General features: G+C 60.2%; 12 protein-coding genes. 6 read left to right on the plus strand and 6 right to left on the minus strand.

The window, feature by feature from the left end; all coding sequences use genetic code 11:
• Positions 1-151 precede the first annotated feature (151 nt).
• The 6 genes from rraA (at position 152) to AC1RBR_RS09145 (ending at position 4620) form a co-directional block, all read left to right on the plus strand.
• Positions 152-643 (plus strand): ribonuclease E activity regulator RraA, encoded by a 492-nt coding sequence (rraA, locus tag AC1RBR_RS09120; protein WP_096797093.1) that lies wholly within the window; start codon positions 152-154, stop codon positions 641-643.
• Between the two features lie 22 nt (positions 644-665).
• Complete coding sequence (locus AC1RBR_RS09125) at positions 666-1661, plus strand: zinc transporter ZntB (RefSeq protein WP_095138639.1); 996 nt, start codon at positions 666-668, stop codon at positions 1659-1661.
• A gap of 63 nt (positions 1662-1724) precedes the next feature.
• Entirely contained in the window at positions 1725-1973 is a 249-nt protein-coding gene (locus AC1RBR_RS09130) for a hypothetical protein (RefSeq protein WP_003223293.1), read from the plus strand.
• Between the two features lie 2 nt (positions 1974-1975).
• Positions 1976-2800 (plus strand): mechanosensitive ion channel family protein, encoded by an 825-nt coding sequence (locus tag AC1RBR_RS09135; protein ID WP_095138641.1) that lies wholly within the window; start codon positions 1976-1978, stop codon positions 2798-2800.
• Between the two features lie 87 nt (positions 2801-2887).
• Positions 2888-3478, plus strand: coding sequence for an RNA polymerase sigma factor SigX (gene sigX / locus AC1RBR_RS09140; protein ID WP_064116922.1), 591 nt, complete (start codon positions 2888-2890; stop codon positions 3476-3478).
• 107 nt (positions 3479-3585) lie between these two features.
• Complete coding sequence (locus tag AC1RBR_RS09145; protein WP_095138642.1) at positions 3586-4620, plus strand: OmpA family protein; 1035 nt, start codon at positions 3586-3588, stop codon at positions 4618-4620.
• Between the two features lie 96 nt (positions 4621-4716).
• On the opposite strand, the gene cobA is transcribed toward AC1RBR_RS09145, so the two are convergent.
• From cobA to AC1RBR_RS09175, 6 genes are all read right to left on the minus strand, one after another.
• Positions 4717-5484 (minus strand): uroporphyrinogen-III C-methyltransferase, encoded by a 768-nt coding sequence (gene cobA / locus AC1RBR_RS09150; protein ID WP_492563934.1) that lies wholly within the window; start codon positions 5482-5484, stop codon positions 4717-4719.
• A 13-nt stretch (positions 5485-5497) separates the two neighbouring features.
• The gene (locus AC1RBR_RS09155; protein ID WP_492563935.1) at positions 5498-8212 is read right to left on the minus strand and encodes a nitrate reductase; all 2715 of its coding nucleotides are present in this window, start codon (positions 8210-8212) and stop codon (positions 5498-5500) included.
• The gene (gene nirD, locus AC1RBR_RS09160) at positions 8212-8529 is read right to left on the minus strand and encodes a nitrite reductase small subunit NirD (protein WP_041067740.1); all 318 of its coding nucleotides are present in this window, start codon (positions 8527-8529) and stop codon (positions 8212-8214) included. Before nirD ends, AC1RBR_RS09155 begins: the two co-directional genes overlap by 1 nt.
• Positions 8526-10979 (minus strand): nitrite reductase large subunit NirB, encoded by a 2454-nt coding sequence (gene nirB / locus AC1RBR_RS09165; RefSeq protein ID WP_492563937.1) that lies wholly within the window; start codon positions 10977-10979, stop codon positions 8526-8528. The genes nirD and nirB overlap by 4 nt, the downstream gene beginning before the upstream one ends.
• A 420-nt stretch (positions 10980-11399) precedes the next feature.
• On the minus strand, positions 11400-13070 hold the full coding sequence (locus AC1RBR_RS09170) for a bifunctional protein-serine/threonine kinase/phosphatase (protein ID WP_492563939.1): 1671 nt from the start codon (positions 13068-13070) through the stop codon (positions 11400-11402).
• 7 nt (positions 13071-13077) lie between these two features.
• On the minus strand, positions 13078-14289 hold the full coding sequence (locus tag AC1RBR_RS09175; protein WP_492563941.1) for a nitrate/nitrite transporter: 1212 nt from the start codon (positions 14287-14289) through the stop codon (positions 13078-13080).
• Positions 14290-14303: the final 14 nt, after the last annotated feature.

A 14303-nucleotide genomic window follows, 5' to 3' on the forward strand; every position in this document is an offset into this window, starting at 1 on the left:
ATATTAGGTGGCTGTTTAGCTATTACGTTTCAGCGTTTGTTCAGGTTCGTTCAGCGACCATTGCATGAACTAAGGTAAACAGCGACCGCCGGGACTCGTTTCAAAAGAGTGCGACATCCTAGATCGTCTTCCTTTTTACAGGAGTTTTTCGATGAACCATTACCTCACGCCTGACCTGTGCGACGCCTATCCGGAGCTGGTGCAGGTGCTGGAACCGATGTTCAGCAATTTCGGCGGCCGTGATTCCTTCGGCGGCGAAATCGTGACCATCAAATGTTTCGAAGATAACTCGCTGGTCAAAGAGCAAGCCGAACTCAAGGGTAACGGCAAGGTGCTGGTGGTCGATGGCGGCGGTTCGCTGCGTCGCGCGCTACTGGGCGACATGATCGCCGAGAAAGCCGCGAAAAACGGCTGGGAAGGGATGGTCATCTACGGTTGCATCCGTGACGTCGACGTTATTGCCCAGACCGATCTCGGCGTTCAGGCGTTGGCCAGCCATCCGATGAAGACCGAAAAACGCGGCATCGGTGACCTCAACGTACCGGTGACTTTCGCCGGCGTGACGTTCCACCCGGGCCAATACATCTATGCGGACAACAACGGTGTGATCGTTTCGCCAAGTCCGCTGCAGATGCCTGAATAAGCTTTTCGACAAAGGGATGCGGATGTTCGAGGAAGAAAACGCGCAGTGGGGGCTGGTGCATGCCCTGGTGCTGGACGGTAAAGGCGGTGCGCGTTCGATTGCCCGGACTGAGCTCGACGATCTGCAGCTGCAGGCCCATGAGAGCCTGTGGTTGCATTGGGATCGCAGCCATCCGCAAACCCAGACCTGGCTGCGCAAATCCAGCGGCCTGAATGAATTTGCCTGCGACCTGCTGCTGGAAGAAAATACCCGGCCGCGCCTGTTGCCGTTGCCGGATGCCGAGCTGTTGCTGTTCCTGCGCGGGGTCAATCTGAATCCCGGTGCCGAGCCGGAAGACATGGTCTCGGTGCGGATTTTCGCTTCGGCGCAACGGGTCATCTCCCTGCGCTTGCGTCCGCTGCGTGCCACCGATGAACTGTTGGCGCTGCTGAGCGAAGGCAAAGGCCCGAAAACCTCTTCTGAACTGATCCTGTATCTGGCGCAATTCCTCACCAACAAGGTGCAGGATCTGGTCACGTGCCTGTCGGAACTGGTCGATGAAGAGGAAGAAAAACTGGATGCCGACGAACGGTATACCCCCGAACATGGCTCGATTCTGCACATCCGCCGCCGGGCGGCCGGACTGAAGCGTTTTCTGGCACCGCAGCGGGATATTTTCGGACAACTGACACGGATAAAACTGCCGTGGTTTGTCGACGATGACGCCGACTACTGGAACGAATTGAACAACAGCCTGACGCGCTATCTCGAGGAGCTGGAATTGACCCGAGAGCGCATGGGGCTTGTGCTGGAGGCTGAAGACCGGCGTTTGAACGTGCGCATGAATCGCACGATGTACCGCTTCGGCATCATCACCTGCATCTTTTTGCCGATGAGTTTTCTCACCGGCCTGTTGGGCATCAATGTGGGCGGCATTCCGTTCGCCAGCAGCCCTTATGGTTTCCTGATTGCCTGTCTGACGGTGCTGGCCATGGCCTTCGGTCAATGGTGGTTATTCCGTCGTTTGCGCTGGGTATGAAGATGCGACATGTGACCCGACCAAATTTGCCCGCGTCTTTCACAGACATCACGAGAGGTGCGTATGCACGATCCGTTTGAACAGTCTTTGCGCGACATGCTCAACGCCTCGCCGTCCAGCCGCGACGACGATGCCTGCCTGGGCCGCGTACTCAAAACCGCCAACCGCCAGGTCGGCGCCGGTGATCTGTTCAGCCTGCTGGGCCGCTGGCTGCCCGCGCTGATGATCGCCCTGAATAACGGATCGGCCCACGTCTCGCCGGTTTCCCGTCTTCGTAAAACCACTGCACGCACTGCTGATAAGGCTGATTGAATATGGAACTTGATCTCTGGACTCAGAGCCTCGTCACGGCAATGACTGCGTTGTGGACCAAAGTCGCCAATTTCATCCCGAACCTGTTCGGCGCACTGGTGGTGCTGCTGTTGGGTTTCGTGGTGGCCAAGCTGCTCGATACCTTGCTGTCCAAACTGCTGGCCAAACTGGGCCTTGACCGCCTGATGGGCGGCACCGGGCTGACCAAGTTGATGTCGCGGGCCGGCCTGCAGGTGCCGATCTCGACCTTGATCGGTAAAATCGTTTATTGGTTCGTTCTGCTGATTTTCCTGGTTTCTGCAGCAGAGTCCCTTGGACTTGAGCGAGTTTCAGCTACGCTGGACATGTTGGCGCTGTATTTGCCGAAAGTTTTCGGTGCCGCGCTGGTGCTGCTGGTCGGTGTTTTGCTCGCGCAATTGGCCAACGGGCTGGTGCGCGGGGCGGCGGAAGGCGTAGGGCTGGACTACGCTTCGGGTTTGGGCCGAATCGCCCAGGGGCTGGTGATCATCATCAGCATCTCGGTCGCGATCAGCCAGCTCGAGGTCAAGACTGACCTGCTGAACCATGTGATTGTCATCGTATTGATTACCGTTGGTCTGGCTGTTGCGCTGGCCATGGGTTTGGGAAGCCGGGAAATTGCCGGTCAGATTCTTGCGGGAATCTATGTGCGTGAGTTGTATCAGGTTGGGCAACAAGTGCGTGTTGGCGAGGTCGAAGGCCAGATCGAAGAGATCGGCACGGTTAAAACCACAGTGCTGACCGATGAGGGTGAGCTAGTCTCACTCTCCAATCGGATCCTGCTGGAACAGCATGTGAGTAGCCGCTAACCCGGCAAACCCTGCTAATGTATGCCGCCGCAAAATGCCCTGAGAGGGGTGCGGCGGACATTGACCTGACTGTCGGCACGACTTGTTTTGAATAAAGCCCAAACGCTATCCACGCGCTATGACCCCCGTGAGCTCTCTGATGAGGAGTTGGTCGCGCGCGCGCATACCGAGCTGTTTCACGTGACGCGCGCCTATGAAGAGCTGATGCGGCGTTACCAGCGAACATTATTTAACGTTTGTGCGAGATATCTTGGGAACGATCGCGACGCAGACGATGTCTGTCAGGAAGTGATGCTTAAGGTGTTGTACGGCCTGAAGAACTTCGAGGGGAAATCGAAGTTCAAAACCTGGCTCTACAGCATCACGTATAACGAATGCATCACGCAGTATCGGAAGGAACGGCGTAAGCGTCGCTTGATGGACGCTCTCAGTCTGGACCCTCTTGAAGAAGCGTCTGAAGAAAAGGCGCCGAAGCCGGAGGAGAAGGGTGGGCTTGATCGCTGGCTGGTGTATGTGAATCCGATTGACCGCGAAATTCTGGTGCTACGATTTGTCGCAGAGCTGGAGTTTCAGGAGATCGCAGACATCATGCACATGGGTTTGAGTGCGACAAAAATGCGTTACAAACGCGCTCTAGATAAATTGCGTGAGAAATTTGCAGGCATTGCTGAAACTTAGTTCAGCGCAAATATCTCTTACGTGTAGGCAAGTTCTGATAGACTTGCCGCCGAGTTGTCCCCCGGTTTGCGGGACTGCTTCACAATCACCAGATGGGGATTTAACGGATGAAACTGAAAAACACCTTGGGCTTGGCCATTGGTTCTCTGATTGCCGCCACTTCGTTCGGCGCTCTGGCACAAGGCCAAGGCGCAGTTGAAATCGAAGGCTTCGCTAAGAAAGAACAATTCGACAGCGCTCGTAACTTCAAGAACAACGGCAACCTGTTCGGCGGTTCGATCGGTTACTTCCTGACCGACGACGTTGAACTGCGTCTGGGCTACGATGAAGTGCACAACGTACGTGCCGACGATGGCAAGAACGTCAAAGGCGCTAACACCGCTCTGGACGCTCTGTACCACTTCAACAACCCAGGCGACATGCTTCGTCCATACGTTTCGGCCGGTTTCTCTGACCAGAGCATCGACCAGAACGGTTCGAACGGTCGTAACCGTTCCACCTTCGCCAACATTGGCGGCGGTGCCAAGCTGTACTTCACCGAGAACTTCTACGCCCGTGCCGGCGTTGAAGCTCAGTACAACATCGACCAGGGCGACACCGAGTGGGCTCCTAGCGTCGGTATCGGTGTGAACTTCGGTGGCGGCTCCAAGCCAGCTGCTGCTCCAGTTCCAGCACCTGCTGAAGTTTGCTCCGACAGCGACAACGATGGCGTTTGCGACAACGTTGACAAGTGCCCGGACACCCCAGCCAACGTAACTGTTGACGCTGATGGCTGCCCAGCAGTTGCTGAAGTTGTTCGTGTTGAGCTGGACGTGAAATTCGACTTCGACAAGTCGGTAGTCAAGCCTAACAGCTACGGCGACATCAAAAACCTGGCTGACTTCATGAAGCAGTACCCATCCACCACCACTACTGTTGAAGGTCACACTGACTCCGTCGGTCCTGACGCTTACAACCAGAAACTGTCTGAGCGTCGTGCAAACGCCGTTAAGCAAGTTCTGACCAACCAGTACGGTGTTGAATCGTCCCGCGTTCAGTCGATCGGCTACGGCGAATCCCGCCCAGTTGCTGACAACAAAACTGAAGCTGGTCGCGCTGTTAACCGTCGCGTAGAAGCGCAGGTTGAAGCTCAAGCTAAGTAATTAGCTGCCGCTACGAGAAAAGCCCGGCTCAGGCCGGGCTTTTCTTTGCCTGCGATTTGGCTTTGAAGGTCTAAAGATCGCAGCCTGCGGCAGCTCCTACACAGTATCCGCACACATCCTGTAGGAGCTGCCGAAGGCTGCGATCCTTTGATTTTTTATAACAGCGGCCACAGTGCCAATGACCAGAATGGCCGGGCTCTTCAGTCCAAACCTGCAGGCGTCGTCACTCATGCTCATCAAATCACTGCGGCACTCGCGCTGTTCTGGCAGAGAGGCATTTTCGATCATCGCCACCGGCGTATCCGCCGCCATCCCGCCCGCCAATAGCTGATCGCGAATCTCGCCAAGCTTGGCCACCCCCATGTAAATCACCAGTGTCGTCCCGCCCTGCGCCAGCGCCTGCCAGTTCAACTGGCTGTCGTCCTGGGTATGCGCGGTCACCAGCGTCACCCCGCGCGCCACGCCGCGCAACGTCAGCGGAATATCGCATTGCGTCGCGCCGGCGAGTCCGGCGGTAATCCCGTTGACCAGTTCGACCTCAACCCCACACTCGCGCAACCACTGCGCCTCTTCACCACCACGGCCGAAAATGCATGGGTCTCCGCCCTTGAGTCGCACCACGCATTTGCCTTGGCGTGCATAACGCAGCATCAGCCGGTGGATGAACGCCTGCGGCGTCGAGCGACAGCCGCCGCGCTTGCCCACGGCAATGATTCGCGCGGTGGGGCAATGCTCCAGCACCGCGGCATTGACCAGATCGTCAATCAACACCACCTGCGCTTCACGCAATGCGCGTACCGCTTTGAGCGTCAGCAGTTCGGGATCACCGGGACCTGCACCCACCAGCCAGACTTTTGCATTCATGGTGTTTTCCTTATCAGATGACCGATACCGGCTGCAGCTCAGCGGCCAGCAAACGCTTGATTTCCGGGACGCACGAGCCGCATTGCGTGCCGCATCCCAGTTGTTGTTTGAGACCCTGCAAGTCGAGGCCTTGGCGAATTCCGGCACACACCGCGCCGTGGCTGACGTTTTTGCAGTTGCACAGGGTTTTGCCCGGATTGGCCTGCAAACCGGCATTACCTGGCGGCGCGCTCATCGGCGCCAGCAGCCAGCGCCGCAATTGTTCATCGGCGCGGCCCTCCAGCCACAAGCCTTGCAGCCAATGTTGGGCCAAGGTTTCGCCGGCCAGGCGGATCGCGGTGATGCGGCCGTGTTCGATACGTACCCGCTTGCCGATGGCGCGGCGTGGGTCGTCGTAGGCCAGCACTGGCCCGTCGAGCAACGCCAGGCACTGGTCGATATCGCGCAGCAGTTGCGGCTCCGGTGCCGTGGCGCTGGCAGCGCGTATCAGCAGCGCCGGCCGCTCACGTCCGACAAGGCTGAAACTCACGTAGGAAAATGCCTCACAGAGCGGCCGTAGCCTCTCAAAATACCGCTGAACATCGCCTTCGATGAGTGCGAACAAGTGCCATGGCAGATTCACCGCTTCCAGACGTACGCCGCTGTGTTTGAGTTCGGGCTGCTTTGACAAAGGATCGAAGGCCGGCAAGGTCAGACTGTTGACCCCGCCCTTGAGAAACCGGTCGCCCCAGTGCATCGGCAGAAAGGCCTGACCGGGGCGCACACTGTCATCGTTGTCGACTGCGACGATGAGCGCACCGCGCCGACTCTTCAGGTTGACCAGATCCCCCGGCTGCAAACGATGGCGGCGCATTTCGTCCGGATGCAGGCTCAACAGCGCTTCGCCGACATGCCCGAACAGTTGCGCCGCGGTGCCGGTGCGGCTCATGCCGTGCCATTGATCGCGCAGGCGGCCGGTGATCAGCGTCAACGGAAACCTTGCATCGCGTGGTTCTTTGGCTGCGCGATAAGGATCGGCAACGAACTGCGCACGACCGTTGGCCGTGGGAAAAATCCCGTCGCCATACAAACGCGCGGTGCCTTGTCGGGCGCCAGTGGGGAAGGGCCATTGCTGCGGGCCAAGTTCATCGATCAATGGATGGCTGATGCCTGACAGGTCCAGATCGCGTCCACGGGTTAGCTGTTTGTATTCGTCGAACAACTGCGCCGGATGCTCGAAAGCAAACAGGCTCGGTTGATGCGGGCGCAGACGTTGCTCCAGCCGTCGTGCGAAATCCACGGTGATCGCCCAGTCCGGCCGCGCTTCGCCCGGTGGGAGAATGGCCTGGCGCACGTGGGAAATGCGCCGTTCGGAGTTGGTCACCGAGCCTTCCTTCTCGCCCCAACTGGCAGCGGGTAACAACAGGTCGGCGAAGGCGGCGGTTTCGGTGGTGCGGAAGGCTTCCTGCAACACCACGAACGGGCAAGCTTGCAGTGCTTCGCGAACCGCGTGTTGGTCTGGCATGGACTGCGCGGGGTTGGTGCAGGCAATCCATAGCGCCTTGATCTGGCCGCTGCGCATCCGTTCGAACAGCTCGATGGCGCTCAGGCCGCTGCTTTCAGGCAGTTGATCGACGCCCCAATAGGCTGCCACTTCGGCGCGGTGCTCGGGGTTGGCTGCCTCCCGGTGACCGGGCAGCAAATTGGACAGACTGCCGGTTTCCCGTCCACCCATGGCATTCGGCTGACCGGTCAGTGAGAAAGGTCCTGCGCCTGGACGGCCGATTTGCCCGGTGGCCAGGTGCAGATTGATCAGCGCGCTGTTTTTCGCGCTGCCAGCCGTGGATTGATTCAGGCCCATGCACCACAGCGACAGGAAACTCGGCGCGCTGCCCACCCATTCCGCGCACTGCTGCAATTGCTCGACACTGATCCCGCACAGTTGCGCAACCATTTGCGGGGTGTAGTCGCGCACCAGATTTTTCAGCTCAGGCAAGCCGTCGGTGTGCGCCTTGATGAAGTCGCGGTCGATCCAGTCTTCCCACAGCAGCAGATGCAAAATCCCATGAAACAGAGCGACATCGGTGCCGGGCAGAATCGCCAGATGCAGGTCCGCCAACTCACAGGTATCGGTGCGCCGGGGATCGATGACGATGACTTTCATCTGCGGCCGGCGGGATTTCGCCTCTTCAAGACGACGGAAAAGGACCGGGTGGGCGTAGGCCATGTTACTGCCGGCGATCATCACGCAATCGCTCAGCTCCAGATCCTCATAACTGCACGGTGGCGCATCGGCGCCGAGGCTGCGCTTGTAACCGACCACCGCCGACGACATGCACAGCCGGGAATTGCTGTCGATGTTGTTGGTGCCGACCAGCGCTCGGGCGAGTTTGTTGAAGGCGTAGTAGTCCTCGGTCAGCAACTGCCCGGAGATGTAAAACGCCACGCTGTCCGGGCCGTGTTCGGCGATGGTCTCGGCAAAGACCTGGGTCGCGTGATCCAGCGCCGTATCCCAGTCGCAACGGCTGCGCGCCAGGTCTTTGCCCAGACGCAGCTCCGGGTACAGCGCCCGGGCGGCCAGATCGCCGGTCAGGTGCAGGGTCGAGCCTTTGCTGCACAATTTGCCGAAGTTGGCCGGATGCGCCGGATCGCCGCTGACGCCGAGAATGCGCTCGCCGTCATGCTCGATCAGCACGCCGCAGCCGACCCCGCAATAACAGCAGGTCGAGGCGGTCGTCTGGCGATTCATCAGACCGCTTCCCGCAGTGCCAGCTGCACGCGGCCGTTTTCGACCCGGGCCGGATGATGGTGCGCGCAGCCGATGTCCGGGGCTTGGGCTTCGCCGGTTTGCAGGTCGATCTGCCAGTTGTGCAGCGGGCAGGCCACGCGTTTACCGTAGATCAAACCTTGTGACAGCGGCCCGCCCTTGTGTGGGCAGCGGTCGTCGAGGGCGAAAACTTCGTCGTCGCTCGTACGAAAAATCGCGATGTCGCCTTTCGGCCCGGCAATGATCCGCGAACCGAGGGCATTGATCTCTTCCAGGGCACAGATATCGAGCCAGTTCATGCCGGTACCTCCAGGTTTTTCACGGGGATCACGTCGAATTCTTTCTTCAGTTGCGGCTGCGCCAGACGCTCTTTCCACGGGTCCTGCTCGAATGACAGGGAGAACTGCAGACGCTCGTTCAGGGCCTTGCGGCGTTCCGGGTTTTCGAGCACGGCTTGCTTGATGTGCTCCATACCGACCCGTTGCAGGTAGTGCACGGTGCGTTCGAGGTAGAAGGCTTCTTCGCGATACAGCTGCAGGAACGCGCCGTTGTACTCGCGGACTTCCTCGGCGGTTTTCAGCTTGACGAAGAACTCGGCGACTTCGGTCTTGATCCCGCCGTTGCCGCCGATGTACATCTCCCAGCCGGAGTCGACACCGATGATTCCTACGTCCTTGATCCCCGCTTCCGAGCAGTTGCGTGGGCATCCGGAGACAGCGAGTTTGACTTTGTGCGGCGACCACATGTTGAACAGGTCGTGCTCCAGCTCGATGCCCAACTGCGTCGAGTTCTGCGTGCCGAAGCGGCAGAACTCGCTGCCGACGCAGGTTTTCACGGTGCGGATGGATTTGCCGTAGGCGTGGCCGGAGGGCATGTCGAGGTCTTTCCAGACGCCCGGCAAGTCCTGCTTCTTGATCCCCAGCAGGTCGATGCGCTGACCACCGGTGACCTTGACCATCGGTACGTTGTACTTGTCGGCCACGTCGGCGATGCGCCGCAGTTCCGAAGGGTTGGTCACGCCGCCCCACATCCGTGGCACCACCGAATAGGTGCCGTCCTTCTGAATGTTGGCGTGGGCGCGTTCATTGATCAGGCGCGATTGCGGATCGTCCTTGGCTTCGCCCGGCCAGGTGGAAATCAGGTAGTAGTTCAGTGCTGGCCGGCAGGTGGCACAGCCGTTCGGAGTGCGCCAGTTGAGGTAGCTCATGGTGCCGGCGATGGTCAGCAGATGCTGTTCGCGGATCGCCTGGCGGATCTGCCCGTGGTTGAGGTCGCTGCAACCGCAGATGGCTTTTTCGCTTTTCGGTTTGACGTCCGCCGCGCCGCCAACGGTGTTGATCAGGATCTGCTCGACCAGCCCGGCGCAGGAGCCGCAGGAACTGGCAGCTTTGGTGTGTTTTTTCACTTCATCGACGCTGAACAGGCCGTGTTCCTGAATCGCCTTGACGATGGTGCCTTTGCACACGCCGTTGCAGCCGCAGACTTCGGCGGTGTCGGCCATGACCATGGCTTTGTCCTGGCCCTGATGTCCTACGTCGCCTAATGCGTTTTCTCCGAACATCAGGTGATCACGGATTTCGCCGATGGCGTGATTCTCACGAATCTGTCGGAAATACCAACCGCCATCTGCCGTATCGCCGTACAGACAGGCGCCGACCAGCACGTCATCCTTGATCACCAGTTTTTTGTACACGCCGCCGATCGGGTCGGAGAGGGTGATGGTTTCGGTGCCTTCGCCGCCCATGAAATCGCCGGCGGAAAACAGGTCGATGCCGGTGACTTTCAATTTGGTCGAGGTCACCGAGCCCTGATAGCGGGCGAAACCCAGTTGTGCGAGGTGATTGGCGCAGACCTTGGCCTGTTCGAACAGCGGTGCCACCAGGCCATAGGCGATGCCGCGATGGCTGGCGCACTCGCCGATGGCATAGATGCGCGGGTCGTAGGTCTGCAGGGTGTCGTTGACCAGAATCCCGCGATTGCAGGGGATGCCGGCGCGTTCCGCCAGTTCGGTGTTGGGGCGGATGCCGGCGGCCATCACCACCAGATCGGCGGGGATGATCTCGCCGTTCTTGAACTGCACCGAGCCGACCCGGCCGTTGCCTGCGTCGTGCAGGGCCTGGGTCTGCTCGCACAAACGAAAGTGCAGGCCACGGGCTTCGAGCGCGGTTTGCAGCAGTTGGCCGCTGGTCTTGTCCAGTTGCCGTTCCAGCAGCCATTCGCCGATGTGCACCACGGTGACGTGCATGCCGCGCAGCATCAGGCCGTTGGCGGCTTCGAGACCGAGCAGGCCGCCGCCGATGACCACCGCGTGTTTGTGGGTTTTGGCGGTGTCGATCATAGCCTGGGTGTCGGCGATGTCGCGGTAACCGATCACGCCCTGCAAGTCGTTGCCGGGGATCGGCAGGATGAACGGCGTCGAACCGGTGGCGATCAGCAGGCGATCATATTCAGCCTCGGTGCCGTCCTCGGCGATCACCCGGCGCTTGACCCGGTCGATCTCCACCACCTTGCGGTTGAGCAATAACTTGATGTGGTTTTCCAGGTACCAGTCGAGGTCGTTGAGCACGATCTCTTCAAAGGTCTGCTCACCGGCCAGCACCGGCGACAGCAGGATGCGGTTGTAGTTGGTGTGCGGTTCGGCGCCGAAGACCGTGATGTCGTACAGCTCATTGCTCAGCTTGAGCAGTTCTTCCAGGGTGCGAACCCCGGCCATGCCATTGCCGATCATCACCAGTTTGAGTTTTTTCATCAGGTTCTCCGGGGAGCGGTGGCTGGCCTCTTGTGGGCAGTCAGGCCGTGCTCGACAAATGTTGCGCAAACAAAAAAAGGCGTCCCGCTAGTTGCCTAGCGAGGACGCCTTTGTCCTGGTCCCGTTCTCTCGGGAAGCGCAGCCTTCGTCGTTGAAGGTTGGGCTTTATGTATGGTGAAACGGGTAATGCAGTGGTTGTGCCAAGTGTGGCGGTGGCGGGTTTATTGCGTTTTGTCAGCGTTCATCAAGGTTTTTTTGCACCTTATCGAAGCGGGCTGCCCAGTCGTGGAGCGTTCAGACAGAGGGATTTGTAGTGATTGGGCGGGCGCCTTCGCGAGCAAGCCCGCTCTCACAGGGGACTTGTGAGCGACTCAGATCCCCTGTGGGAGCGGGCTTGCTCGCGAAGGGCGCGACGCGGTATCAACGATGAAACAACACCACCAGCAGCACCAGATTCCCAAGCAAGGCCAGCAATGCCACCGTCCGCCAGACCTTCAACGGCTCACGCTCCAACAACGGTCTGGGCCGCACGCTCAAACTGCGTCGCTCACCCTGTTCCAGCACCAGCAGCCATTCTTCAGCCGTTTCAAAGCGCTGTTGCGGATCGGCAGCCACGCCACGCTCCAGACTCTGCGCAATCCATTCCGGCAGGTCCGGGCGGTAGCGACCGGCACTCACCGGCAGGCCAAATCGCGGCCGCTGGAACGCTTCGACCTCACCATAGGGAAAGTGCCCGGTCAGCAGGAAATACAAGGTCACGCCCACCGCGTACAGATCCTGTTGCCCACTTGGTGGCTCGCCGCGAAAGGCTTCCGGGGCGATGAAACTGGGCGTTCCCGGCAGTGTTGACGGTGCGTCTTCGGACAGACCGGGGCAGTACGCCAGACCGAAATCCAGCAGGCGCAACTCGCCATCGTCGCCCAGATGCAGGTTTTCCGGCTTGATGTCGCGGTGCAGAATCTGCCGCCGGTGCAACAGGCCTACCGCCCGCAGCAGACGCTCGGCAATGTCCTGCCACTGCGCCAACGGCAACGGGTGGCTGTGTTGAAACAGCTGCGCCAGAGTCATACCGGAATATTCGCGCATCACGTAGTACAAATGCTGACGCTGAGTGCCGCTGTGGACTTCAGGAAAATGCCGCCCGGCGACACGCTTGAGGAACCATTCTTCCGACAGCAAGGCTTGTCCGGTCTGGGGATCATCGGCCAGTCGCGCCGGCAATGTTTTCAACAACCAGCCTCGCGCTTGGCTATCCAGCACTCGATACAGCAGCGATTGCTGGCTCTGAGCGACAACGCCTTGCACCTGCCAGCCTTCGAACATCTGCCCGGTCTTCAGCGGCGGCGGCAGTGGCCATTGCTGCAAATGGATCAGTGCATCGCCGATGTTCGCTTCGCCGAGTGCATCGACCCGCACCAGCAACGCACTGGCGTTGTCCTGACTGCCGGCCAGATGCGCGGCGTTGACCAGCGTGTGGGCGGCGCTGTCGAGATCCGGTTGATCGCGCAGAATCGCGGCAATCGCGGTATCGCCCAGAGTCGACCACACGCCATCGCTGAGCAGCACGAAACATTCGCCCTCGCGTAATTCACCGTCGAGAAAATCCAGCACCAAATGCTGATCCAGCCCCAGCGCGCGTTTGAGCACGTGCTGCATGCCCGGCTGCTCCCAGACATGATCCTGCGAGATCCGCTGCAAAGCGTCAGCCTGCCAGCGGTAGACCCGGCAATCACCGACGTGGGCCAGGGTGAAGCGCCGACCGCGCAGGACCAGCGCGCTGACCGTGGTCAGCAGCGGTTGCCCGCCGCCATTGGCCTGTAACCAGCGATTTTGCGCGAGCAGCAGGCGATCCAGCGCCTGCGCCACGCTCCAGGTCTGTGGCGTGGCGTAGTAGTCCAGCGCCAGTGCTTGCAGGGTCGAGCGTGCAGCCAATCCGCCATCGGCGCACTGGCTGACACCGTCGGCGATAGCGACCAGATAACCTTTGCTGGCGGCCAGCGCCGGGGCGGGCGTCACCAGGCGCAGGGCGTCCTGGTTTTCCGCGCGCGGGCCGGTGGCGCTGGCCTGGGCAAAGCTCAATTGCAGGGGCATCGACGCCTCAGACTCGCGCAGCGGTGACCGCCGCCGAACCCCAGGTGGTTCTCCAGCGACGTTTGACCCCGTGCAGGCCGAACCACGCCAGCACGCCGAGGCTGGCGAACAACCACAGCGCCAGTTGATAGCTGCCGGTGCTTTGCTTGATCGCGCCCATGCCGGCCGCCAGGGCAAAACCGCCGATGCCGCCGGCCATGCCGATCAGCCCGGTCATCACCCCGATCTCCAGGCGAAAACGTTGCGGCACCAACTGGAACACTGCGCCGTTGCCGGCGCCGAGACCGAGCATGGTGCAGACGAACAGCGCCAGTGCCGCGTAGGAGCTGGGCAGGTTGAAACCGACAGCGGCGATGCAGATTGCCGCCACGGTGTACATCGCCAGCAACGTGCGGATGCCGCCGAAGCGATCCGCCAACGCACCGCCGAGCGGACGCATCAGGCTGCCACCGAACACACAGGCAGCGGTGTAGTAACCGGCGGTCACCGGGCTCAGGCCGTATTGGTCGTTGAAGTAGCCGGGCAGGGCGCTGGCCAGACCGATAAAGCCGCCGAAGGTCACGCTGTAGAAAAACATGAACCACCAACTGTCGCGATCGCCGAGGGCTTTGAAGTAGTCGGCCATGGCTTTGGCCTGGGGCCGCTGCGGGGCGTTTTTTGCCAGCCAGGCGAACAGCACCAGGGTCAGGATCAACGGAATCAGGGCGAAACCGAAAACGTTGCTCCAGCCGAACGCCGCAGCCAGCACCGGGGCAATCAGTGCGGCAAACACGGTGCCGGAGTTACCGGCGCCGGCGATACCCATGGCCTTGCCCTGATGCTGCGGCGGATACCACTGCGAAGCCAGCGGCAGGGCCACAGCAAACGAAGCACCGGCCATGCCGAGGAACAGTCCCAGGATCAGCGCCTGTTCATAACTGTGGATGCCGAGTTTCCATGCGCCGAACAGCGCGCAGATCACGATCACCTGACCGATCAGACCAGCGGTTTTCGGCGACAGACGATCGGCCAGCATGCCCATCACAAAGCGCAGCACCGCACCCGCCAGAATCGGCGTCGCCACCACCAGACCGCGTTGTTGCGTGGTCAGGTGCAGGTCGGCGGCGATCTGCACCGCCAACGGGCCGAGCAGGTACCAGACCATGAAACTCAGGTCGAAATACAGAAAGGCTGCGAACAGGGTCGGGGTGTGGCCGGATTTCCAGAAGCTTGAATTCATCGCGCACCTCAGCT

The organism is Pseudomonas sp. GW823-FHT01D03 (assembly GCF_058798255.1).

Coding starts and splice junctions, on each gene's coding strand:
- rraA (WP_096797093.1), top strand. CDS start 152: ATGAACCATTACCTCACGCCTGACCTGTGCGACGCCTATCCGGAGCTG.
- AC1RBR_RS09125 (WP_095138639.1), top strand. CDS start 666: ATGTTCGAGGAAGAAAACGCGCAGTGGGGGCTGGTGCATGCCCTGGTG.
- AC1RBR_RS09130 (WP_003223293.1), top strand. CDS start 1,725: ATGCACGATCCGTTTGAACAGTCTTTGCGCGACATGCTCAACGCCTCG.
- AC1RBR_RS09135 (WP_095138641.1), top strand. CDS start 1,976: ATGGAACTTGATCTCTGGACTCAGAGCCTCGTCACGGCAATGACTGCG.
- AC1RBR_RS09145 (WP_095138642.1), top strand. CDS start 3,586: ATGAAACTGAAAAACACCTTGGGCTTGGCCATTGGTTCTCTGATTGCC.
- cobA (WP_492563934.1), bottom strand. CDS start 5,484: ATGAATGCAAAAGTCTGGCTGGTGGGTGCAGGTCCCGGTGATCCCGAA.
- AC1RBR_RS09155 (WP_492563935.1), bottom strand. CDS start 8,212: ATGAATCGCCAGACGACCGCCTCGACCTGCTGTTATTGCGGGGTCGGC.
- nirD (WP_041067740.1), bottom strand. CDS start 8,529: ATGAACTGGCTCGATATCTGTGCCCTGGAAGAGATCAATGCCCTCGGT.
- nirB (WP_492563937.1), bottom strand. CDS start 10,979: ATGAAAAAACTCAAACTGGTGATGATCGGCAATGGCATGGCCGGGGTT.
- AC1RBR_RS09170 (WP_492563939.1), bottom strand. CDS start 13,070: ATGCCCCTGCAATTGAGCTTTGCCCAGGCCAGCGCCACCGGCCCGCGC.
- AC1RBR_RS09175 (WP_492563941.1), bottom strand. CDS start 14,289: ATGAATTCAAGCTTCTGGAAATCCGGCCACACCCCGACCCTGTTCGCA.